This window comes from Microbulbifer maximicatervae (SeqCode), from assembly GCF_052467065.1.
Window position 1 is genome coordinate 588024 of the sequence record NZ_CP174299.1, and the last position, 21645, is coordinate 609668.

Sequence of the window (21645 nt, forward strand, 5' to 3'; positions counted from 1 at the left end):
CTCACAATCAATGGCGAAGAGAGATTACTCCGGTGATGCCCGAACAAAAATTAAATGACTCCCTGAAAAATATCCGCTGGCTTGTTCTGGATGTGGACGGTGTTCTGACAGATGGCAAGCTTTATTTTGACAATAGCGGTAATGAGCTCAAAACCTTCCACACCCTGGATGGGCACGGCATTAAAATGCTGCAAAACTCTGGAGTACGTGTAGCAATCATTACCGGCCGGCGCAGTAATGTTGTAGAGCGCCGAGCGCACGACCTGGGTATCAATAAATTGATTCAGGGCCGGGAGGACAAGTTTGCCGCACTACAGGAGTTACTTTCTGAAGAGTCATGCCGCCTGGAAGATATCGCCTATGTCGGGGATGATTATCCCGATCTACTGGTAATGACCAAGATCGGATGTCCCATCGCACCACCTAATGCAGCCCCCCCCGTACAGGAGCGAGCCCTGTGGATCACAGAGGCCCGTGGCGGCGAGGGTGCTGTACGCGAAGTCTGCGACCGCATTATGATTGCACAAGGGACCTTTGACGCGGCGCTCGCCCCCTATATCGGAGAAAAATGATGCGCTCGTGGTTGCCTCTCATACTGGTCATTCTGCTTATAAGTGCCGGGCTCTGGTTTTCCGAGAGTCCGCCAGAACAGCTCTTAGGCAAAAGGCCCACTCCTCAGCAACAAAATCGGGCTGCGGACCTTGTTATCAAAAGGGCTGAAACTCGCCATTTTGACCAGGCAGGCAACCTAGCTTATCGAGTGGATGCAGAGCAAATCACCTATTTTCAATTTAAACGTCGGGATCGAGCCAACCTTAAAGAGCCGCGCATGCTGTTCTATACGGACGACCAGCCCAAGTGGGCAACTCGGTCCAAAAGGGGTGTGGCCTTCAATCGAGGAGAACGTATCGTACTTAGTGGCGACGTTCAAATTGATGAACTCCCTGGCCCGAATGGCATCCAATTGGAGACACCGCGAATCACAATCTTCCCTGACAGGGAATTCGCCGAGACCGACAAAGTTGTTACTATTAGCTCCGGCCCCAACCGCACTGAAGGAACGGGGATGCGCGCTTACCTGAAAGAAAACCGGATGGAAATTCTATCCGACGTGAAGAGCAGCTATGACACCCAATAACCGCTATCCCTCTATGCTTAAGACCTTCACTGCGATTACGCTGGCAGCTATTACCACCGTAGCACAGGCTTTACCTGATGATAGAACCCAGAGAATCTCTGTGGGCTCGGAATCTATGTCAGCCGACCGCGCCAATAACTTAGTGGTTTATAGTGACAATGTGGTCATCACACAGGGCTCACTCCAAATCAGGGCGGATCGCGTGGAAGTGTACTTTACGGCCAGCGATGAAATCAGCCGGGTCATTGCTGTGGGCCGCCCCGCGCACTTCCAGCAAAAGATACTGGAGAGCGAGGAACCAGTTAAAGCCCGCGCTGAGCGCATAGAGTATGTCATCAGCTCTGAAGAACTGCAGCTCACAGGGCAAGCTTATATCGATCGCGATGGCAACACCCTGACTGCCGAGAAAATCGACTACGATCTCGCTACTGAGCAAATGAGCGCTCGCAGCCAACCGGGTCAAGGCAGAGTTGAGATGATCTGGAAACCTGAGAGCACCGAATCCAGCGAGCCAACTGAAACAAATACCGACACAGATCAGTAATCCACCCAAATTTCAATGCCTGTAAAACAGCGCTATTTACAATGATGTAATCCGCGGCCTGTCTCGGCTGCGGTTAGATTTCAGGACTCATTATGCCAACGCTACAAGCGTTACACCTCGCCAAACAATATAAGAAAAGAAAAGTTGTCCAAGATGTCTCTGTCAGCGTCTCAAGTGGACAGGTCGTTGGCTTACTTGGCCCCAATGGAGCCGGGAAAACCACCTGCTTCTATATGATCGCAGGACTGGTGCAGGCCGATGCCGGGCAAGTCCTGATCGACAACGAAGATATTACCCGCCTGTCAATGCATGGGCGCGCCCGCAAAGGAATCGGCTACCTGCCCCAGGAAGCCTCTGTTTTTCGACGACTGTCAGTGCGTGACAATATTCTCGCAATCCTCGAAACCCGAAAAGGGCTCAATCGTACAGAGCGCGAAGAACAGGCCCAGGAGTTGCTCGAAGAGTTCAATATCACACACATTGAAAACAGCCTAGGAATGGCCCTATCCGGCGGAGAGCGGCGCAGAGTGGAGATTGCACGAGCCCTGGCTACAGACCCAAGCTTTGTCTTGCTCGATGAACCCTTTGCTGGTGTAGACCCTATTTCAGTTAACGATATCAAACACATTATTCGCCACTTGCGGGACAGGGATATCGGCGTTTTGATCACAGATCACAACGTAAGGGAAACCTTGGATATCTGTGAAACCGCTTATATCGTTAGCGAGGGACATATTATTGCCTCTGGCACTCCCGATGATGTCCTCGCTAACCAGCAGGTACGCGAAGTCTATTTGGGACATGAGTTCACGATTTAATGGCAAATGATGACAAGTGTAACTTAATAATAAAAATTTCGAGAAACTTATCATACATCAACCAAGAAACGACCTCTTAGCAGGCAATAGTCGGCACGCTTATTGCTTGTAATAGTTTGAGGGCCAAGGTAGTCTGCGCCATCTCGGGTTAATTTTGACGAACCCTTTGTCGCACTGGCCTGCAACTTTAAATTATGAAGCAGTCTCTCCAGCTCAAGCTCGGCGCACAGCTAACCATGACCCCCCAGTTGCAGCAGGCAATACGCCTCCTGCAGCTCTCCACACTAGATTTACAGCAAGAAGTCCAGGCAGCCCTCGACAGCAACCCAATGCTGGAAGCTGAGGGTGAAGATCAGGCTCAACAAGCAACAGCCAATACCGAGAGCAACGCACAACAAGAGCCGCCAGCCGCTGCAGGGGAGGATTTAAACCAAACAGCCGCTGAGGAAAAAGAGCTTGGTGATTCCGACTGGAGCCAGGATATTCCAACAGAGCTGCCGGTTGATTCTCACTGGGACGACATTTACAGCAGCTACAGTGGCCCCGCCGAAGGCGACGACCCCAATTTTGAGCGCAACTCTTCCACCGACACACTTCAAGACCACTTGCGCTGGCAATTAAACCTGACAGCACTTTCCAGTCACGATAAATGGATCGGCGAGCACCTTATTGACGCCATCGACCCAAACGGTCTTCTCAATACCACCGTTGATGACGTAGCCACCTCACTTCAGCTCGAAGAAGATGAGGTAGTTGCAGTCCTTAAAGCTGTACAACAATTCGAACCAGCTGGCTGCGGGGCCAGAAACCTCCAAGAGTGCCTTCTACTCCAGCTCAAGCAGCTACCAGCGGAAACTCTGTGGCTAAAGGAAGCGCAGACCATCATTGAGCGCCACCTGGAATTACTTGGTAAAAGGGATTTCAGGCAACTCACCCGACGCACACGCCTCAACGAAGCCCAGCTCGGCGAAGTGATCCGCCTTATCCAGACACTAACCCCCAACCCAGGTGAGGAGTTCAGCGGGGAACAGCCCGCTTATGTCATTCCCGATATTATTGTGTCCCGCAAGGATCACCGCTGGCTGGTCGAACTTAATCCAGAAATCACTCCAAAGATCCGGATTAATGGCCACTACGCCTCCTTGGTAAAACGGGCGGATAACTCCCGGGAAAACAATTTCATGCGGGATCACTTGCAGGAGGCCCGCTGGTTCTTGAAGAGCCTACAGAGCCGCCACGACACCCTGCTAAAGGTCGCCACGTCCATTGTGGATAAGCAGCAAGGCTTTTTTGAGGAAGGCCCGGAGGCAATGCGACCAATGGTTCTGGCAGATATTGCTGAAACCATTGGCATGCATGAATCCACCATATCCCGAGTGACCACTCAAAAATATATGCTGACTCCACGGGGAGTTTTCGAACTCAAATATTTCTTCTCAAGCCACGTCAGTACAGATTCCGGTGAGGATGCTTCATCCACCGCCATTCGAGCCCTGATTCGCAAGCTGATTGACACGGAAGTACCTCGAAAGCCGCTATCAGATAACAAGATCACTCAGGAGCTGGACAAGCAAGGCATCAAGGTTGCGCGCCGAACGGTAGCGAAATACCGCGAATCTATGGGTATCCCCTCCTCAAGTGAGAGAAAGAGGCTCATTTAAGTCACAACCCAAACACAGCCAATTAATCTGACCCCTAACCCACCTCCAGTCATACGCTACTGGCGCCTTCCGCCCCCAACCTGCAACCAAAATCCAAAATTTGAGTGTATCCTTCCATTCTGGCCCACTTCCTAGTAGGGTTGCGACCCGATAGGGGGTGAGCGCCGGCTTGTGATGCACCTTTCAAGGAGAAATCCATGCAGATCAATATTAGTGGCCACCACGTCGACGTTACCTCACCTATGCGCAGCTACTGCGAAAGCAAAATGGAGAAGCTGTCCAGACATTACGACAACATCACCAACGCGCAAGTAATTTTATCCGTCGAAAAACTGATCCAAAAAGCTGAGGCGACGGTACATATAAACGGTCACGACCTCTGTGCTGGATCCGAAGACAGAGATATGTACGCGGCAATTGATGCGCTCACCGATAAGCTGGACCGCCAACTGAAAAAACACAAAGAGAAGTTGCAGAACCATCGCTGAACTATGACACTGGAAGCATTACTCTCTCCCCGCCTTAGCCTTTGCCATCTGGCGGGGAGCAGCAAAAAAAAGCTACTGCTCAATATTGCCCAGGCCATTGCCGAACAATATCCCCAACACGATTCCGATACAGTTTTTAACCAACTGATCGCCCGTGAGCGCCTTGGTTCCACCGGTATCGGCGATGGTGTTGCCATTCCCCATTGCAGGCTGCCCGGCTGTGATAGCCCCATTGGGGTTCTCTGTACCACCCAGCCCGCCATTGATTTTGACTCTGTCGACCGCCAGCCTGTCGATTTGCTATTTACTCTTCTGGTCCCCGAAGATGCTGAGCAGGAACATCTGGATACGCTAGCCGAAATCGCCGCTCTGTTTTCCAGCAGCCAGGTTAGAGATAAGCTAAGGCAAGCACAAAGTAGTGATGAGCTATATGCCCTCGCTATTGATAGTACTGCAGCCGCCTAGAGGAGGTTTTGTTAGTAACTGAGTCTCAGAGCTGACATTCGCCTCGTTGTTCAGGTAGTGCAACAAGCGAAATAATAAAGACTTGATCAAAGAAAAGGGCTCTCCATGCGCTTGGTGATAATTAGTGGACGCTCCGGCTCCGGAAAAAGTTCTGCACTGCAATTACTGGAAGATGTCGGCTTCAATTGTATCGACAACCTTCCCACCAGCCTGCTCCCGGAGCTGGTTAAGAGGGTCAAGGCACAACCGCCAAAAGAAAACACACCTCTGGCCCTGGGTGTCGATGCCCGCAACCTCTGGCAAGACATTAGACAGGCTCCCAGTGTTATTGAGTCCTTGCGCGAGGCAGGGGTTCAATGTGATGTTATCTATCTCGATGCCCGCGAGCCGGTTTTAGTACAGCGATTCAGTGAGACCAGACGGAAGCACCCTCTCAGCAATGATTGCACCCATTTGCTAGAAGCTCTCAATCAGGAAAAAGAGCTGCTCACCCCTATCTCAACCATCGCAGATATGGTTATTGATACCAGCACCCTGAGTTTGCACCAACTGCGTGAACTGATTAAAAATCGTGTTGTTGGAGAACAATCAAACAGCATGGCGATTCTCTTCCAGTCCTTCGGGTTCAAGTATGGGGTTCCTGTGGATTCAGACTTGATTTTTGACTTGCGCTGTCTACCCAATCCCTACTGGGAACCAGCTCTAAGAGAAAAAACCGGTAAGGATATCGAGGTTGCTGAATTCTTGCGCTCTCACCCAGAGACCGCAAAGATGGAGGCTGATATCACCAACTTTTTGGAAAACTGGCTGCCCTCCTACCAGAAAAGTAATCGCAGCTACACCTGTGTCTCTATCGGCTGCACTGGGGGCCGACATCGATCAGTTTATATGGTTGAACAGCTGGTAAAGAAATTTTCCAAAGAGTTTGATAACGTCCAGATACGCCACAGGGAGCAACAAAAATAGATTTTTGTCGAGCAGCGCAATGCAGAAACACCAACTGACCATCATCAATAAACTCGGCTTGCACGCCCGCGCTGCAAGCAAGTTCGCGCAGACTTCCTCCAAGTTCTGCTCCAATATTAAAGTGCATTGCCAGGGTAAAGCCGTAGATGGAAAAAGTGTGATGGCCCTAATGTTACTAGCTGCAGGCAAAGGCACGGAGCTGGAACTGGAAATAGAGGGGACAGATGAAAGTGCCGCCCTGGAAGCTATCAGCACACTGATCTCCGATCGATTCGGCGAAGCTGAATAGAGGCCAGTATACTATTGCCACGAAAAGCTCACTCTAAACATTAAACCGCTAAGCTTTTACATCGCCTCCCAAATCCACCACTAGCAGTAAGGACTTGTTGTGCCCAGCTCTCCCCAAGCCGAAATCAAATTCCGCGCACAGAATCAGCTGGGTGAGCTGTATGCCGCGCTGGATAGCGGTACGGGACAAGAAGTCCGGCGCATGCTCAAGACCCTGACTCCCCAGAGTGTTGCGCAATTGCTGGAGAGCTCTCCACCGCGTATCCGCCAGGTACTTTGGAATTTGGTGGATAGGGAAATAGAGGGTGAGGTCCTGCAGGAACTCACCGACGATGTACGCAGCCAGATCCTCGCCACTATGGATACCGAGGAGATGGTGGAGGTGATGGAAGGCCTGGATGCCGACGACATCGCCGATATACTTCAGCAGCTGCCGGAGCGAGTTGTTGCCGAAGTGCTCTCATCGATGACGGAAACCGACCGCCTCCGGGTTGAAAGTGTTCTCGCCTATGATGAGAACACGGCCGGCGGTTTAATGGATACAGACACCATCTCTGTCCGCCCCAACCTGACTCTCGATGTGGTACTTCGCTACCTTAGGCGCCATGAACAACTACCGGAATCTACCGACAGCCTTTTTGTGATTAACCGGAGGGGCCAATATATCGGTCTCTTGCCACTATCCAAACTTCTCACCACAGATCCATCGGTGACAGTTCGCGAAGTGGTCAATACCGATGTGGAACCGATACCCGCAGATATGCCCGACACTGAAGTCGCGCGCTTGTTTGAGAAATATGATTGGATTACCGCACCAGTAGTCGATGAAGATAACCGCCTGCTGGGGCGAATCACCATTGACGATGTAGTAGATGTTATCCGAGAGGATGCAGATCACTCCCTGATGAGCCTTGCCGGCCTCGATGAGGAGGAAGACACCTTTGCCCCAGTTGGGCGCACTGCTCGGCGTCGGGCCGTTTGGCTGGGTATTAATCTGCTCACAGCTCTGCTTGCCTCCTGGGTGATCAGTTTGTTCCAAAATACCCTGGACAAGGTGGTAGCCCTAGCAGTCCTAATGCCCATCGTCGCCAGCATGGGGGGCGTGGCCGGTAGCCAAACGCTGACAGTGGTCATTCGCGGTATGGCCTTAGGCCAGATAGGACGCAGTAATTTAAGCTGGCTACTTTCCCGTGAGCTGGGTTCGGCGGCACTCAATGCTCTTTTGTGGGCGCTTGTGATGGGCTTGATAACCGCCATGTGGTTTGGCGACATATGGATTGCGGTAATTATCCTTGCCGCCATGATAATCAACCTATTAACCGCCGCACTCGCTGGAGCGATATTACCAGTAGCATTGCGTGCCATGAATATAGACCCGGCACTGGCCGGCGGGGTAGCCCTTACTACAGTCACCGATGTAGTAGGCTTTATGTCTTTTCTGGGCTTGGCCACTTGGTACTTTAGCTAAATCACCTCTGGACCAAGCCCCCTTATTTACCGAAAGCGAATCAAAGATGTACGAATACGACGATTACGATGACGACCTGCCGAAAAGTAAAACTCAGGTCAAAAAAGAAATGCACGAGCTGCAGGATCTCGGCAAGCAACTAACCGAGCTCTCCAAGGCCCAACTGGCTGAAGTCCCCATAGATGAGGACTTGCAGGAGGCTATTGCTACGCTACATCGGATCAAATCCAATGAAGCTCGCCGGCGCCAGATGCAGTACATCGGCAAGTTGATGCGCAGTGCCGACCAAGAGGCGATAGAAACTGTGCTGAACCGCTTTAAAGAGCGAGACCAACAGCACCTGCGTTTCGATAAAATGGCTGAAGACTGGCGCAAACGACTACTGGAAGAAGGCAATAGTGCCCAGGGTGAGTTCTTTGACCAGCATCCCGGTGTCGACCATCAACAGCTGCGCCAACTGATTAGGGACTCCCATCGAGAAATCAAAAACAATAAGCCACCAACCAATCAACGAAAATTATTCCGCTATCTTCGCGACTTCTTTATCCAGGAAGCGGAATAAGGGCTCCGGGCGCTCCAGAGTTAACTGGCTGGCAGCGCCCGCAATCTAGACACCAGAAGTTATTGCGATTTCTTATCCCCAGAAGCCGGCACAAAGTCCAGGGCGAGAGAATTTAGGCAGTAACGTAAACCAGTGGGCTCCGGGCCATCTTTAAAAACATGCCCCAAGTGTTCCCCGCACTTTGATAACACCTCAGTCCGCTTCAATCCCCAGCTGTAATCGTCCTTTAAGATAATATTTTGTGGGTAGGCAACATCCCAAAAGCTGGGCCAACCAGTGCCCGATTCAAACTTCTGCTCAGAGCTGAAAACCGGTAAACGGCAACCCGCGGTGACATAAATCCCTTTCTCTTTGTTATTCAGAAGCTTGCCACTAAAAGCGGGCTCGGTACCTTTTTTCCAGAGAACCTTATAGCGATCCTCTGGCAGGATCTGCTTCCACACAGACTTAGGGATCTGATCGAGATCAGTCCCCTCTGCAATATGCTTTTCAGCTTGAGCGACCGTCATATTCTGGTCGCGCTGATGGTCATCTGCCTCAGAACACGCCGAAAGAGTGACGGCTGCAAAAAGAAGGAGGGGCAATAATGAATGCAACGCCATCTACAGTGCTCCTTTTACAGGGGATCCTCACTAAGATTAGATGGCTATTGCACACTGCCTCTGGATATTAAAACTCAAGCTGCAGGAGGAGACCTCTCTTCAGAGCCGACCCCAACCTGTGTCTTGTTCCCCTCGTGGTCCAGAACCGCGCCCTCTCGCTTGGCGCCATCTCCATCAAACAATTTCTCAAATCGCATTTGCGGGTCTGACCAGCCACCACTAATTCGGTAACTGACACTGGCGACCTTTTTCACCTGCTTTTTAAATGCCTTACTGATCAGGTAGACACCCGCAGCTGCAGGCAAGCCACCGGCTAGCGCTGCAACCAAAGCCAGGTTATTCCCAACTGGCAAAGTAGCCACCAACGTTAAATCCAGATCTTCGCGGACTAAATTAACCCGCCCCGCCATCTGCAGTTCACTGGTGGGTCCCTCTACCTGGATGGGTACAGCGATTAAAAGCTGACCATCGCCTTCAAAGACTACTTCACCACGCACCCTATCAAAAGCCATACCACTCTTGTAAAGGTCGGTGAAATCAAGACGCAAACGTCGCGCCCAGGTATCAAAATTAAACAGTGACAATAGACGCAACACAGTAGAGCCTGTCGCACCGGTTGATCGCAGGAATCGGCCATCGCGAATATCAACCTTAAGCTCTCCGGAGAGAAGGCTTCCTTTCACCTGAGTCGGGGCCCCCTCCCACTTCAAAGCAGTTTCAAAGATCGCCGATTTACTCTCAATCAACGGCTCATGGCCCATCTTGCGCTGGATATCTGCAAGATCATCCGCCACCAATCGGCCGATAAATTGTGATGACTGCTGCCCCTCGGCATCCCTCATCCACACCAATTCTGCACCTAGCTCACCACTGTGTTTGCCCTGCCCCTCGATGCGGAACCCTCTCACCGTGCCGTGGATATCACTCACCACCAAACGATCTGCAGCTGTCCTCAACTTAAATGACCAAGGCCCCAAGGCCTCTTCACCTATTTGAAGGTTATCAGTACTAAAATCGATTTGTGGCAAACTAGTAAAATCAAACTGCGCCAAAGGATCCGCTACTACCTCCTCCGCAAAGGGGTCTAAGGGAAAAGCTTCATCACTGACTTCAGCCGGTTTCTCTGGCTGAGGCAGACGCAAATGAGCCAGTTTGAGGCGTAACGGTGTACTACCATCCAGTAAGCCGGTTAGATTTCCTGCAATCATTTCACTGTCAAATTTGAGCTTCCAATCCGTCCCCACTCCCTCACCGGTAACATGGATATGCTCAATTTCTGCAGAGCCCAACCGAAGCTGATCTGTACTGAGATCCAGGCGTATCGGAAGTGGCTCACTGGCACTACCCGCAGCCTCTCCTGGATTTTCTGCATTACTTGCAACAGAACTGGCAGCGCTTGGCTTCGCTGGTTCAGACAACTGGTAAATATCCAGCAGAGACTGCCAGCGAGGCAAGTCAACAGTGGAAATATCTCCAGTGACCGTCAACTCCCGTTTGGAGGGCAAATTTGCCTCAGCATTCAAGGCGATTGCAGCCCGATCTAACTCTCCATCAATCAGCCAGAATTGCCCCTGTAAATGTTCTCCATAGTCCAAGTGGAACAAGCTGCCCTGCTCTCCAATCGGCACTCGCAATACAAAATTGGTTTCTGTTTCCGCCGTCTTGCCAAGTGGGTCAGGTAGGTTTACAGCCACACCGGCCAGGTTGGAAGTGAGCTCAAATACTGCGGCGTAAGGGGTTTCCGCTGATTTTGCAGGAATGGTCACCAGGGCTTGATAATCCATTTCTCCTTCCAGCCACTGCAGTTCTGGCCGCGAACTCCAAGCGTGTACCGACTCAACCAATGCATTGCCGTCGATAACCACCTGGGTATCCCGTGCATCCCCCTCGCCAATATGTTGGATACGAGCAGTCAGCGGGCGGCCCCACAATTTGCCATTCAGCTGGGTCCCTTCAAGGCCTGTCGCACTATCGTATTTCACCAAACCATTCAACGCAGTCGCATCGAGGCGGAGCCCTTTCAGCTGCAGGTCGCCGTGCTGCAAGTTGACTTCAACCTGTTGCTCGGGAACTACTGATGACTGTCCCAAAGGTAGAGTTAAGGATACAACGCCATCCAAACTCCCGGTCAGGCTCCAATCATCAAAGGCACTTCCAAGGTGATCTCTGAGTGGTGATTCACGCAATAGTCGCAACCCATCGGCAGCGGGTCCAACCACCTCAGTTTGTACATCAAGGCGTGAGCCTCCACCCTTCTGAGGGGTTACCGCAACCAGAATATTTCCAGCATCCATATTCCAGAGCTTGGCTTTATCGGCATTGACCCGCACAATTTCATCATCGAGCAACAAACGGCCATCCACATCCCTGACCTCAGGCCACTCACTGGCGTAGTCCAGGCTCGCATTTGAAAAGTCGAGCGCCAACTGAATCGTTCTGCGCTTCTGGTGAGTCGCGAATGCTCTAAGGAATTCTTCTTTACCCTCTTTGCTATAACTGCTGCCGCGATAGATAAAGGCCGCACTCTCAACGCGCCCTAGATTGTTCTTACCCAGGCCAGTTTTCAACCAGCTGCGCAAATCATCGCTAACCACAAATGGCACCAGCTCTTCCTGGGTAATAACCCCCGCATCTTTTATCGATAGGGAAAGCACCAGATCCACAGGTCGTGTTTGGGCGTGGAAGGGTAGTGACAGCATAAACTGACCACCGACCTGACCAAGTTCACCGCCAAGCATCAGCGGGCCCGACAATACGTTGACTTCGTTCAACGCCTTATCGACATCCCAGGCTATGGTGCCGCTGGCTTGCTCAAAGCCAAAAGCATTCTTATACAGACTGGGAAAGTGCGCCCCGAGGGAGGTACCGTCGAGTTCAACCCGGCCACTGGCGCCCTGAACTTGAAGATATCCACTCAACTGGGTAATTGCCGGGGCTCCTCGAAACGCCTCGACCGCAATATCTTCCAAGTTTGCGCTGATCTCTAACTGCCGGTCCGCACCAGCTCGCAGACGCAGGCTGCGCAACTGACCTTGGGGTTTTAGTGCACGCAACCAGTCATCTGCAGCTCCCTCTAGTAACGACAAGCGATTTAAGATGCTGCTCCAACCAGCGAGATCAACCAGATCAGCCATCAGGGCTATACCCTCTTGGTCACTGTTAACCTGCAGGTTCAGCGACGGCATTTTCAAGCCCTGCCAATCGATTTCAATATCCTGCAGCGCTAATCGCCAGTGCTCTCCCGGCAACCAGCGGCCCGACAAGTTGCCAGAAAAAGCGCGCAGCGGAGCCAGTGTATGCTCTTCTATATCTTCTCCTGCCCTTTGCATATCGGTCAGGCTTTCTACTTGGGCCAAGTCCACCTGGCCCACTATGCGATACCCACTTACGGCATCACTGTGCAACCACAAGCGGCCGTCTGCCCACTTCTTCCCCTGCCAGTGAAACCGGTCGGGTAACGGGGTGAGTTCGTGAAGCAAGCTGACAATGTCTTCATCCAGTAGCAACTCATTAAGCTGCATATAGCCGCGCAGTGAGAAGTGCTCTTTATCTTTGGGATTGCCCCGCCCCTCTAACACAACCCGTAGGGTCTCTTCATCAACCTGGCTACTCTCCCCTTCACGGGAAATAAAAGCCCGTGCAGTCAGTCGGTGAAAATCTCCGCTATTTTCCAGCTGGATTTCAGGCAAATTGATTTCTGCCAGCTGCTCATCGGGAAGGCGCACAGTGATCGCTGCATCACTGATTTGGATTTTGGGGCTCAACTGGAATAGGCGGGCCGGATCTGCCGCTTCGGAATTGGGTGCAGTGCTGCCTTCAAGCTTAAGCGGGGCATCGGGAAACCCCTGTAGATACCAGAGGCCATTTTCATCGCGGTTGAGCCCGGCCGAAAACTGATTCATTTGCAGGTCTTTCCAGACCAATTCCCGGTTCCAGAGACTGGAAAGTAGATCCAGCTGGAATAGGCCGTGCCCCATTCTCAGCTCACCGTGCTCCCCCAGACGCAGCCCATCCAGCTGCAATGCAACTTCAAGGGCCTCCCAACGCAGGGAAATACGATCCATCTGTACAGGAACGCCTAGCTGCTCACTAAGCCAATGACTAATCTGGGGACGATAGTTCTCTACCTGCGGGGACAGCAGTCGGCCTGTTTGCACGATGATTGCCAGAGCAATCACCAAACTTACCGACAGTAACCAGAACTTTCTTGCAATCCAGCGTATTACAACCATCGCTATACCCTCACCACCAAACAGGCATGGACCGAGCGCTGACAATAAGCTCTCTTAGCTTGCTGGCGAGTGAATAATGGATTACACAAGAACAATGTCATATTGCTCCTGGTTGTAAATGGGCTCTACCTGGAACTGAATCGGCCGACCAATAAATTCTTCAAGATCGGCGACATTAGCCGACTCTTCATCCAGTAAAAGATCTATTACCACCTGACTGGCCAGTACCATAATTTTTTCACTATCGTAAGAGCGCGCCTCTCGAATAATCTCGCGGAAAATCTCGAAGCAAACTGTCTCTGCACTCTTTAAGGTGCCCCTCCCACTGCAAACAGAGCAAGGCTCACATAAAATCTGCCCCAGTGACTCACGGGTGCGTTTGCGAGTCATCTCCACCAACCCCAGTTCGGAGACCCCGGTGATACTGGACTTGGCATGATCGCGCTCCAGGGTCTTTTCCAGGGTGCGCAAGACTTGTCGCTGGTGCTCGGGGTCTTTCATATCGATAAAATCAATAATGATAATCCCACCCAGATTCCTCAAACGCAGCTGGCGGGCAATCGCTGTAGCGGCCTCCAGGTTGGTCTTGAAGATAGTCTCTTCAAGGTTTCGATGCCCAACAAAAGCACCCGTATTGACATCAATTGTACTCATCGCCTCTGTCTGCTCTACGATCAAGTAGCCGCCAGACTTCAAGGTGACTTTGTTGTGTAGTGCCCTTCTTATTTCCTCTTCAACACCGTATAAGTCAAACAGTGGGCGCTCACCGGGATAGTGTTCCAGGCGACCGGCAATTTCCGGCGCATATTTACCGGCAAATTCTGCCGCACGGCCGTGGGCCTCTCGGGAGTCTATACGAATCTTTTCGGTATAAGGGCGCGCAAGGTCACGCAATGCGCGCATAAATAGTGGAAGGTCCTCATAGATAACCGAAGGCACTGGACGCTCCTTAATGCGCTCATCCAGCTCCCCCCATAATTTGTACAGAAAGGGGATATCTCTCAGCAGCTCTTCCTCACTCACTCCCTCGGCAACGGTACGCAAAATAAAGCCCCCATCGGCCGACAAACCATCTTCCGCGAGGCGTAGAGAAGCTGCTTCAACCAACTGGCGCAATCGCTCGCGTTCGTTCTCGTCTTCAATTCGATTAGAGATACCGATATGGCGCGTCTGCGGCATATACACCAGGTAACGTGCAGAAACCGACAGATGGGTAGTCAGCCGGGCACCTTTACTGCTGATAGGGTCCTTCACTACTTGCACGATCAGTGACTGCCCCTCTCTGACTAGCGCCCGGATATCCGCCACCTCGGCATCCCGCGCCTCCATACCTTCTTCGTCGAGAGGCGCGATATCCGAGGCATGGATAAAGCCCGCGCGCTCAAGGCCTATATCGACAAAAGCGGCCTGCATTCCGGGCAGTACGCGAATCACCTTTCCCTTATAGATATTTCCTACAATCCCTCTCCGGGCACTCCGCTCCAGGTAGACCTCCTGGAGCACACCATTTTCTACCAGCGCAACCCGGGTTTCAGTCGGCGCAACATTAATTAACAGCTCTTCGCTCAAGATTGGCCCTCCTGCCAATAGGGAATGCCCGCATGATCCAGCATTGGGACTACAGCTTCCAATGGGAGCCCTACAACATTGCTGTAACTGCCACTAAAAGCTTCTACCAAGGCGGCACCAAACCCCTGAATACCGTAACCGCCAGCTTTATCGACAGGCTCTCCAGTACTCCAGTAATCCGCTATTTGAACTTTGGACAAGTGGCGGAACCTGACTCGAGTTTCCACTACTCGGCTAAACTGTCGATCCGGTGAACGCAAGCACACTGCCGTGAAAACAGAGTGCTCTACTCCCGATAGCGCCAGCATCATGGACTCAAAGTCAGCAAAATCTTGGGGTTTTTCCAGCAGCCTCTCACCTGCCATAACCACCGTATCCGCTCCCAAAGACCAGAGTCCCTGCGGGCTGTCAGCGGCTTGAAACCCGGCGACAGCCTTGTCGTGGGCCAAGCGTTCTATGTACTCAAGAGGGCTTTCAGCAGGTTGGCGTTGTTCTACAACAGCGGGGGACAATTGGGAGAAAGGCACCCCAATCTGGGCCAACAGTTCGGCGCGGCGCGGCGAACCAGAGGCCAAAAGAAGTCGATTTTCTGAAGCGCTTGTTGTCACTCTATTACATATTCCCTGTGGGTCAGCGGCTGATTATAGCGGCACTGTTCGAAAAATGATCGATTTTTTACACTGATTTACAGTGCCGACGAGACGGTCAACGAACGTGTAAACGCCCGGAAAGCCCCCTGAGCCACGGGGTCACCCAGGGCCAGAGCAGGGCTGTAGTCAGGGCGGGCCAAAGGAACGTCAGCCCGGGTACCGATTTACCTTCAAGGCCGTGCACCCAATTGCCCACCACTTGATGAATGCCCACCAGAACAAATACCCACAACAATTGCTGGGCCGGATTAAATGCCCGGGTGCGCTGGTAAGTCAGTAAGCTGAAATAGGCGAGTACCGATAGGGCCAGGGCATGGGTTCCCAAGCTCGCCCCCGTAGCCAAATCCTGGACAATACCGATCATCCAAGCGAACCCCACCCCGAAGGTCTGGGGCATTCGGGTAATCCAGAATATCACCAGCAAAGCCGGAAATGCCGGCCGAAACCAGAGCCACTGCTGTGGCAGGGGCATAACCGAGAGAAGCAGTGACAGCAGAATAGTGACCGCGATAAACCAGCGGTTATTCGCTTGCAACAGAATGTCCTCCACTGCCAATGACCGCCAATACAAAGCGGCTGCGATTCATCCGCCCCCTCGGCAACACTTCAGCCTCCGCAAAAGGTTTACCCGGGTCTCTCTGCACCGAGATAACCTCCCCGACCGGATAACCTGCGGGAAAGCGACTACCCAAGCCGGAGCTGAGCAGCAAATCGCCCTCCCGAATATCACTGGTATTAGCAAGATGGCGTAACTTCAGGCGATACAGGTCACCTGTACCCTCGGCGACGGTGCGCATACTGTTGCGCAGAACCTGGACGGGAATGGCATGACTGGAATCAGTTATCAGCAGGATACGACTATAGGAGTCGCCAGCTTCAATCACCTGCCCCAGCAATCCACTGGCATCCATTACCGGGGTACCGATATCAATGCCGTCATCGCGGCCTTTGTCAATCAGCAGCACATGCTCCAAAGGGTCCGGGGTAACGCCAATTACCTGAGCCACCAATACTCGGTCATCGACCATTTCTGCTGAGTTCATCAGCTCTTTGAGCTGAGTGTTTTCCGCTTTTACGGCCGCCAATAGCTGGCTGCGCTGCTCCAGCAGTAAAACCTGGCGCTTGAGGCGGCTATTCTCCTCTTGCAGTTCTTCGCGTGAGCGAAACTGCTCATCGGCCCAATCGCCCACACGCTCGGGGGCTCCTGTAACCCAGTACAGTGGAGCAATAACTCCTGATAAGCGTTCTCTAACAGGCTGAAACCAATTGGTGTAATGATCGGAAACGATCAGCGAGATCGCGAGTATGATGAGAAAGCCCAGGCGGTATTCGGCAGAGGGACCGCGGGTAAATAGCGGTTTCACAGGCAATCCCCTCTTAACAGGTCAATCAAAGATGGTGAGAACAGCACAAGCCACAAAAGATGACTCGCATTTTTTTATTACAAGGAGCTTGCGGATATAGCCACAAGCTCCCTAGCAGTTTTCATAATACCGATGTCTACTAGTTAGACATCAGGTAGAGACGGCTGCGATCCAACATATCCAGCGCTTTACCGCCCCCCCGCGCCACACAGGTCAGCGGGTCATCGGCAACAATTACCGGTAGGCCCGATTCTTCCATCAACAGACGATCCAGATCGCGTAACAGAGCACCACCACCAGTCAGCACCATACCGCGCTCAGCGATATCAGAAGCCAACTCGGGAGGGGATTGCTCCAGCGCACTTTTAACAGCCTGCACAATACCAGTCAGAGGCTCTTGCAGGGCTTCGAGAATTTCGTCGGAGTTCAAGGTAAAGCTGCGAGGCACGCCCTCGGCCAGATTGCGTCCGCGCACATCGATTTCGCGAACTTCACTGCCTGCATAAGCACAGCCAATTTCCTCTTTGATCCGTTCAGCAGTTGCATCACCAATTACGCTGCCGTAGTTGCGACGCACGTAGTTGACGATAGCTTCATCAAAACGGTCACCACCGATACGAACTGAATCGGAATAAACCACACCATTCAGGGAGATAATAGCGATCTCAGTGGTGCCCCCACCGATATCCACCACCATGGAGCCGCTCGCTTCCTCGACATTCAAACCTGCGCCTATGGCAGCGGCCATGGGCTCTTCGATCAGTGACACTTCGCGAGCACCTGCACCCAGGGCCGACTCGCGAATCGCGCGGCGCTCCACTTCTGTGGACTGGCAGGGAACACACACCAGCACTCTCGGACTCGGGCGCATCCAGCTATTTTCATGCACTTTCTTGATAAAGTGCTGCAACATTTTCTCGGTCACTTGGAAGTCGGCGATAACACCGTCCTTCAGCGGGCGAATAGCGGTAATATTGCCAGGAGTCCGGCCGAGCATGCGTTTGGCTTCTACTCCGACAGCCTCAACGATTTTCTGGCCATTGTAGTGACGGATTGCGACGACAGAGGGTTCGTCGAGTACTACGCCGCGATCGCGAACGTAAATCAGCGTGTTGGCAGTTCCCAGGTCGATGGAGAGATCACTGGAAAACATACCCCGCAAACGTTTAAACATGGAATTCGATTACCTTGTACTAATTATCAGCCCCCAGGTCGGGCACTGCGGGCGCGGCTTCTTTTATGGATACAAATCCTAATTAGTCCGCAAAAATAATTCTGAGTTCCGAGCCGCATTTCGAATCGGATTCTACGCAAAATACCGGAGTCTCTCATCACTCGGCAGGATTCGGCAAACTCTAACAACCGCTAGGCATCAGGGCAAGGCTGAAGGGAGGTCATTTGAGGCCCGCTATCCATTACTGCCGGAGCCGGTGAGAATATAACCCCAATGTGCTAAATTTGCCGGTTCTGCCCGCCGCAAATAATCCGGGCAGTTTTCGACTCGCAACTCAAGCTGGAGGAGTCCATCACCATGGCAGTGGATACGCAAACTGTAGAAAAACTGGCGGAACTGGCCCGTATCGCCATATCCAAAGAAACCATCGAAGAAGTCAGCAACCGCCTCGGCGATGTATTGCAACTGGTCGACCAGCTGCAATCCACCAATACCGATGGTATCGCTCCGATGGCGCACCCACTGGACGAGATCCAGGAGCTGCGTGCCGACGCAGTGACAGAGACTGACAAGCGCAAAGACTTCCTAGAATTGGCTCCCCAAACCGAAGAAGGCCTCTACCTGGTTCCCAAAGTAATTGATTAGCCGGCCCAACACTGACGAAATTCACCTAAATACCCAGCCCTCAGCCCGTCTAGAGCCTTTAAGGGAATAATATGCATCAGCTTACTATCGCCGAGATCATCCGTGGATTGCGGAGCAAAGAGTTCTCGAGTACAGAGCTAACCCGCCATTTACTCGGCCGCATCCAGCAACTGGACAGCAACTACAACAGTTTTATTACCGTCACCGAAGAGAGCGCCCTAGCGCAAGCCGCAGCCGCCGACCAACGCCTGGCCAACGGGGAGGCACCGGCACTGTGCGGTGTGCCCATCGCCCACAAAGATATTATTTGCACTAACGGCGTGCGCACCAGCTGTGCCTCAAAAATGCTGGATAATTTTATCCCTCCCTACGATGCCACGGTGGTAGATAACCTCAACGCTGCCGGAACCGTCTCCCTGGGCAAGACCAATATGGATGAATTCGCCATGGGCTCATCCAACGAAAGCAGCTTTTACGGCCCAGTAAAAAACCCTTGGAATACCCGCTGTGTGCCCGGCGGTTCCTCCGGTGGCTCAGCTGCGGCAGTTGCTGCACAACTGATACCCGGCGCCACAGCTACCGATACCGGCGGCTCTATTCGCCAGCCGGCAGCGTTGACAAATACCACCGGGCTGAAGCCCACCTACGGGCGTATTTCCCGCTATGGCATCGTAGCCTACGCCTCCAGCCTGGACCAGGCTGGCCCCATCGCCCGCAACGCAGAAGATGCGGCTTACCTGCTATCCGCCATGGCCAGCCACGACCCGAAAGATTCCACCAGCCTGAAGCAGCAGCCCACTGACTTTACCGCCGAACTGAATAACCCGATTGCCGGGCTGCGGATCGGAGTACCCCGGGAGTACTTTGGGGAAGGTCTTAACCCTGAAACCGCAAGCCGGGTTCAGGAGGCTTTGAGAGAGTTTGAAAAGCTGGGTGCGCAACTGGTCGATATCAGCCTGCCACATACCGAGTTAGCGATACCTGCTTACTATGTGATCGCCCCCGCTGAAGCCTCTGCCAACCTATCTCGATTCGATGGGGTGCGCTATGGCTACCGCTGCGAAGAGCCCAAAGACCTGCGCGATCTCTATATGCGCTCCCGCGGTGAAGGCTTCGGCGAAGAAGTGCAGCGTCGAATCCTGGTAGGCACCTACGCCCTGTCCGCCGGTTATTACGATGCTTATTACAACAAAGCCCAACAGGCCCGACGCCTGATCAAGCAGGACTTTGTCGAAGCATTCGAAAAAGTGGATGTGATTATGGGCCCCACGACCCCCTCCCCCGCTTTCGAGCTTGGCGCAAAGAGCGCTGACCCAGTAGCTATGTACCTGGAGGATATCTACACCATCGCCACCAACCTGGCGGGGCTGCCGGGTATGTCTGTACCCTGTGGCCTGGTGGACAATATGCCGGTGGGCCTGCAAATTACCGGTAATTACCTGGAAGAGGCGCGCATGCTCAACATCGCCCACCAATACCAACAGGTAACCGACTGGCACAAAGCCAGCGCCGTATAAGGAGATAAATTGTGGAATGGGAAATCGTTATCGGGTTGGAAATTCACGTCCAGCTCTCCACCCAGTCAAAACTCTTTTCCGGCGCCAGCACCCGCTTTGGCGCCGAGCCGAATACCCAGGCTTGCGCTGTGGACCTGGCTATGCCGGGCACCCTGCCAGTACCGAATGAAGAAGCATTTCGCTTTGCAGTAATGTTCGGCCTGGCGATGAACGCAGAGATCGGCAAGCGCTCTGTTTTTGAACGCAAGAATTACTTCTATCCCGACTTGCCCAAGGGCTATCAAACCACTCAATTGGAACAGCCGATTGTCGGCCCAGGTGAAGTGGAAATTCACCTGGAAGATGGCAGCAGTAAGAAGGTGCGTTTGCATCACGCTCACCTGGAGGAAGATGCCGGTAAATCCCTGCATGAAGATTTCCACGGAATGTCCGGTATCGACCTGAACCGCGCAGGTACGCCACTGATTGAGATTGTCTCTGAACCGGATATGCGCAGTGCCGCCGAGGCTGTGGCCTACCTGAAAAAAATTCACAGCATCGTAACCTACCTGGGCATTTCCGATGGTGATATGTCCCAGGGCTCACTGCGCTGTGATGCCAATGTATCCGTGCGCTTGAAAGGCGAAGAAAAACTCGGCACCCGTACAGAATTAAAAAATATCAATTCTTTCCGTTTTGTCGAGCGCGCAATTAAAGTCGAAGCTGAACGTCAGATCGATATCTTGGAAGACGGCGGCACCATTACCCAGGAAACCCGCCTCTACGACGCGGACAAAAATGAAACCCGCTCTATGCGCAGTAAAGAAGTGGCCAATGATTACCGCTACTTCCCCTGCCCGGACCTTCTGCCAGTTGTACTCACTGATGAATATGTCGAGCAACTGCGCAACATCCTGCCAGAACTGCCTGATGCAAAAGCAGCCCGCTTCCAAGCGGAATACCAGCTATCCGCTTATGATGCAGACCAGCTGACACAGGAGCGTGCCAGTGCAGACTATTTTGAAACTGTGAGTAAATCCTGTGGCGAATCCAAGCTTGCTGCCAACTGGATTAACGGTGAACTGGCAGCGCTGCTCAACCGTCGTGAACTAACTATTTCACAATCCCCGGTTTCTGCCGACCAGCTGGCTGGACTAATCGCGCGCATCAAAGACAACACCATTTCCAGCAAAATCGCCAAACAGGTATTCGAGGCTATTGCCGACGGAGAGGGCAGTGCCGACGAAGTCATCGAAAAACGTGGCCTGAAACAGGTTTCGGATACCGGCGCTATCGAAAAAATGGTGGATGAAGTGATCGCTGCAAGCGATGCCCAAGTAGAAAACTACCGCAAGGCCGATGAATCAAAGCGCCCCAAAATGATGGGGTATTTCGTCGGGCAAATTATGAAAGCGTCCAAAGGGCAGGCAAACCCACAGATGATTAATAAAATTCTCAAACAAAAATTGGACGCACTGCTTTAACCCTCAACATTTCAAGACCTGGGCCGGGCTT

Annotated in this window: 21 protein-coding genes; 14 read left to right on the plus strand and 7 right to left on the minus strand. The window is 52.5% G+C overall.

Translation table 11 applies throughout. The features are described 5' to 3' along the window. The first annotated feature begins 35 nt into the window (after window positions 1-35). The 11 genes from ACJJI1_RS02715 to yjgA all read left to right on the plus strand — a co-directional run bounded on the left by ACJJI1_RS02715 (window position 36) and on the right by yjgA (window position 8398). A complete protein-coding gene (locus ACJJI1_RS02715) occupies window positions 36-572 on the plus strand; it encodes a KdsC family phosphatase (RefSeq protein ID WP_444958465.1) in 537 nt (178 codons plus the stop codon). Next, window positions 569-1138 carry an LPS export ABC transporter periplasmic protein LptC gene (lptC, locus tag ACJJI1_RS02720; RefSeq protein ID WP_444958466.1) on the plus strand — a complete coding sequence of 190 codons (570 nt, stop codon included), beginning with the start codon at window positions 569-571 and terminating at the stop codon, window positions 1136-1138. The genes ACJJI1_RS02715 and lptC overlap by 4 nt, the downstream gene beginning before the upstream one ends. Beyond that, window positions 1125-1682, plus strand: a complete 558-nt coding sequence (lptA, locus tag ACJJI1_RS02725; protein ID WP_444940946.1) for a lipopolysaccharide transport periplasmic protein LptA — start codon at window positions 1125-1127, stop codon at window positions 1680-1682. Before lptC ends, lptA begins: the two co-directional genes overlap by 14 nt. A gap of 92 nt (window positions 1683-1774) precedes the next feature. Further along, window positions 1775-2500, plus strand: coding sequence for an LPS export ABC transporter ATP-binding protein (lptB, locus tag ACJJI1_RS02730; protein ID WP_444940945.1), 726 nt, complete (start codon window positions 1775-1777; stop codon window positions 2498-2500). A 194-nt stretch (window positions 2501-2694) separates the two neighbouring features. After that, window positions 2695-4161, plus strand: coding sequence for an RNA polymerase factor sigma-54 (locus ACJJI1_RS02735; protein ID WP_444958467.1), 1467 nt, complete (start codon window positions 2695-2697; stop codon window positions 4159-4161). 197 nt (window positions 4162-4358) lie between these two features. Then, entirely contained in the window at window positions 4359-4649 is a 291-nt protein-coding gene (gene hpf / locus ACJJI1_RS02740; RefSeq protein WP_108734230.1) for a ribosome hibernation-promoting factor, HPF/YfiA family, read from the plus strand. A 3-nt stretch (window positions 4650-4652) separates the two neighbouring features. Further along, the gene (ptsN, locus tag ACJJI1_RS02745; RefSeq protein ID WP_444958468.1) at window positions 4653-5114 is read left to right on the plus strand and encodes a PTS IIA-like nitrogen regulatory protein PtsN; all 462 of its coding nucleotides are present in this window, start codon (window positions 4653-4655) and stop codon (window positions 5112-5114) included. 105 nt (window positions 5115-5219) lie between these two features. Beyond that, entirely contained in the window at window positions 5220-6080 is an 861-nt protein-coding gene (gene rapZ, locus ACJJI1_RS02750) for an RNase adapter RapZ (protein ID WP_444918012.1), read from the plus strand. A 19-nt stretch (window positions 6081-6099) separates the two neighbouring features. Beyond that, a complete protein-coding gene (locus ACJJI1_RS02755) occupies window positions 6100-6369 on the plus strand; it encodes an HPr family phosphocarrier protein (protein ID WP_444907482.1) in 270 nt (89 codons plus the stop codon). A 99-nt stretch (window positions 6370-6468) separates the two neighbouring features. Continuing rightward, window positions 6469-7836: a magnesium transporter gene (gene mgtE / locus ACJJI1_RS02760; protein WP_413663049.1), complete on the plus strand. Its 1368-nt coding sequence runs from the start codon at window positions 6469-6471 to the stop codon at window positions 7834-7836. 46 nt (window positions 7837-7882) lie between these two features. Continuing rightward, entirely contained in the window at window positions 7883-8398 is a 516-nt protein-coding gene (gene yjgA, locus ACJJI1_RS02765; protein WP_444958469.1) for a ribosome biogenesis factor YjgA, read from the plus strand. A gap of 59 nt (window positions 8399-8457) precedes the next feature. Here yjgA and msrB read toward each other — a convergent pair whose 3' ends face one another. From msrB to ACJJI1_RS02800, 7 genes are all read right to left on the minus strand, one after another. Next, entirely contained in the window at window positions 8458-9000 is a 543-nt protein-coding gene (msrB, locus tag ACJJI1_RS02770) for a peptide-methionine (R)-S-oxide reductase MsrB (protein ID WP_444958470.1), read from the minus strand. Window positions 9001-9074: 74 nt separating this feature from the next. Further along, window positions 9075-13277, minus strand: coding sequence for a YhdP family protein (locus ACJJI1_RS02775; RefSeq protein WP_444958471.1), 4203 nt, complete (start codon window positions 13275-13277; stop codon window positions 9075-9077). 36 nt (window positions 13278-13313) lie between these two features. Next, window positions 13314-14801, minus strand: coding sequence for a ribonuclease G (rng, locus tag ACJJI1_RS02780; protein ID WP_413663053.1), 1488 nt, complete (start codon window positions 14799-14801; stop codon window positions 13314-13316). Then, window positions 14798-15409, minus strand: a complete 612-nt coding sequence (locus ACJJI1_RS02785) for a Maf family protein (RefSeq protein ID WP_444958472.1) — start codon at window positions 15407-15409, stop codon at window positions 14798-14800. The genes rng and ACJJI1_RS02785 overlap by 4 nt, the downstream gene beginning before the upstream one ends. A 97-nt stretch (window positions 15410-15506) precedes the next feature. Beyond that, window positions 15507-15986 (minus strand): rod shape-determining protein MreD, encoded by a 480-nt coding sequence (gene mreD / locus ACJJI1_RS02790; protein ID WP_444896337.1) that lies wholly within the window; start codon window positions 15984-15986, stop codon window positions 15507-15509. Beyond that, window positions 15973-16815 carry a rod shape-determining protein MreC gene (gene mreC / locus ACJJI1_RS02795; protein WP_413663056.1) on the minus strand — a complete coding sequence of 281 codons (843 nt, stop codon included), beginning with the start codon at window positions 16813-16815 and terminating at the stop codon, window positions 15973-15975. Before mreC ends, mreD begins: the two co-directional genes overlap by 14 nt. Window positions 16816-16954: 139 nt before the next feature. Then, window positions 16955-17989 carry a rod shape-determining protein gene (locus ACJJI1_RS02800; protein ID WP_020412569.1) on the minus strand — a complete coding sequence of 345 codons (1035 nt, stop codon included), beginning with the start codon at window positions 17987-17989 and terminating at the stop codon, window positions 16955-16957. 357 nt (window positions 17990-18346) lie between these two features. Between ACJJI1_RS02800 and gatC the strand changes: the two genes are divergently transcribed. The 3 genes from gatC to gatB all read left to right on the plus strand — a co-directional run bounded on the left by gatC (window position 18347) and on the right by gatB (window position 21614). Continuing rightward, entirely contained in the window at window positions 18347-18634 is a 288-nt protein-coding gene (gene gatC / locus ACJJI1_RS02805) for an Asp-tRNA(Asn)/Glu-tRNA(Gln) amidotransferase subunit GatC (protein WP_444907477.1), read from the plus strand. A gap of 71 nt (window positions 18635-18705) precedes the next feature. Next, the gene (gene gatA, locus ACJJI1_RS02810) at window positions 18706-20151 is read left to right on the plus strand and encodes an Asp-tRNA(Asn)/Glu-tRNA(Gln) amidotransferase subunit GatA (protein WP_444907476.1); all 1446 of its coding nucleotides are present in this window, start codon (window positions 18706-18708) and stop codon (window positions 20149-20151) included. An 11-nt stretch (window positions 20152-20162) separates the two neighbouring features. Continuing rightward, the gene (gene gatB, locus ACJJI1_RS02815) at window positions 20163-21614 is read left to right on the plus strand and encodes an Asp-tRNA(Asn)/Glu-tRNA(Gln) amidotransferase subunit GatB (protein WP_444958473.1); all 1452 of its coding nucleotides are present in this window, start codon (window positions 20163-20165) and stop codon (window positions 21612-21614) included. Window positions 21615-21645: the final 31 nt, after the last annotated feature.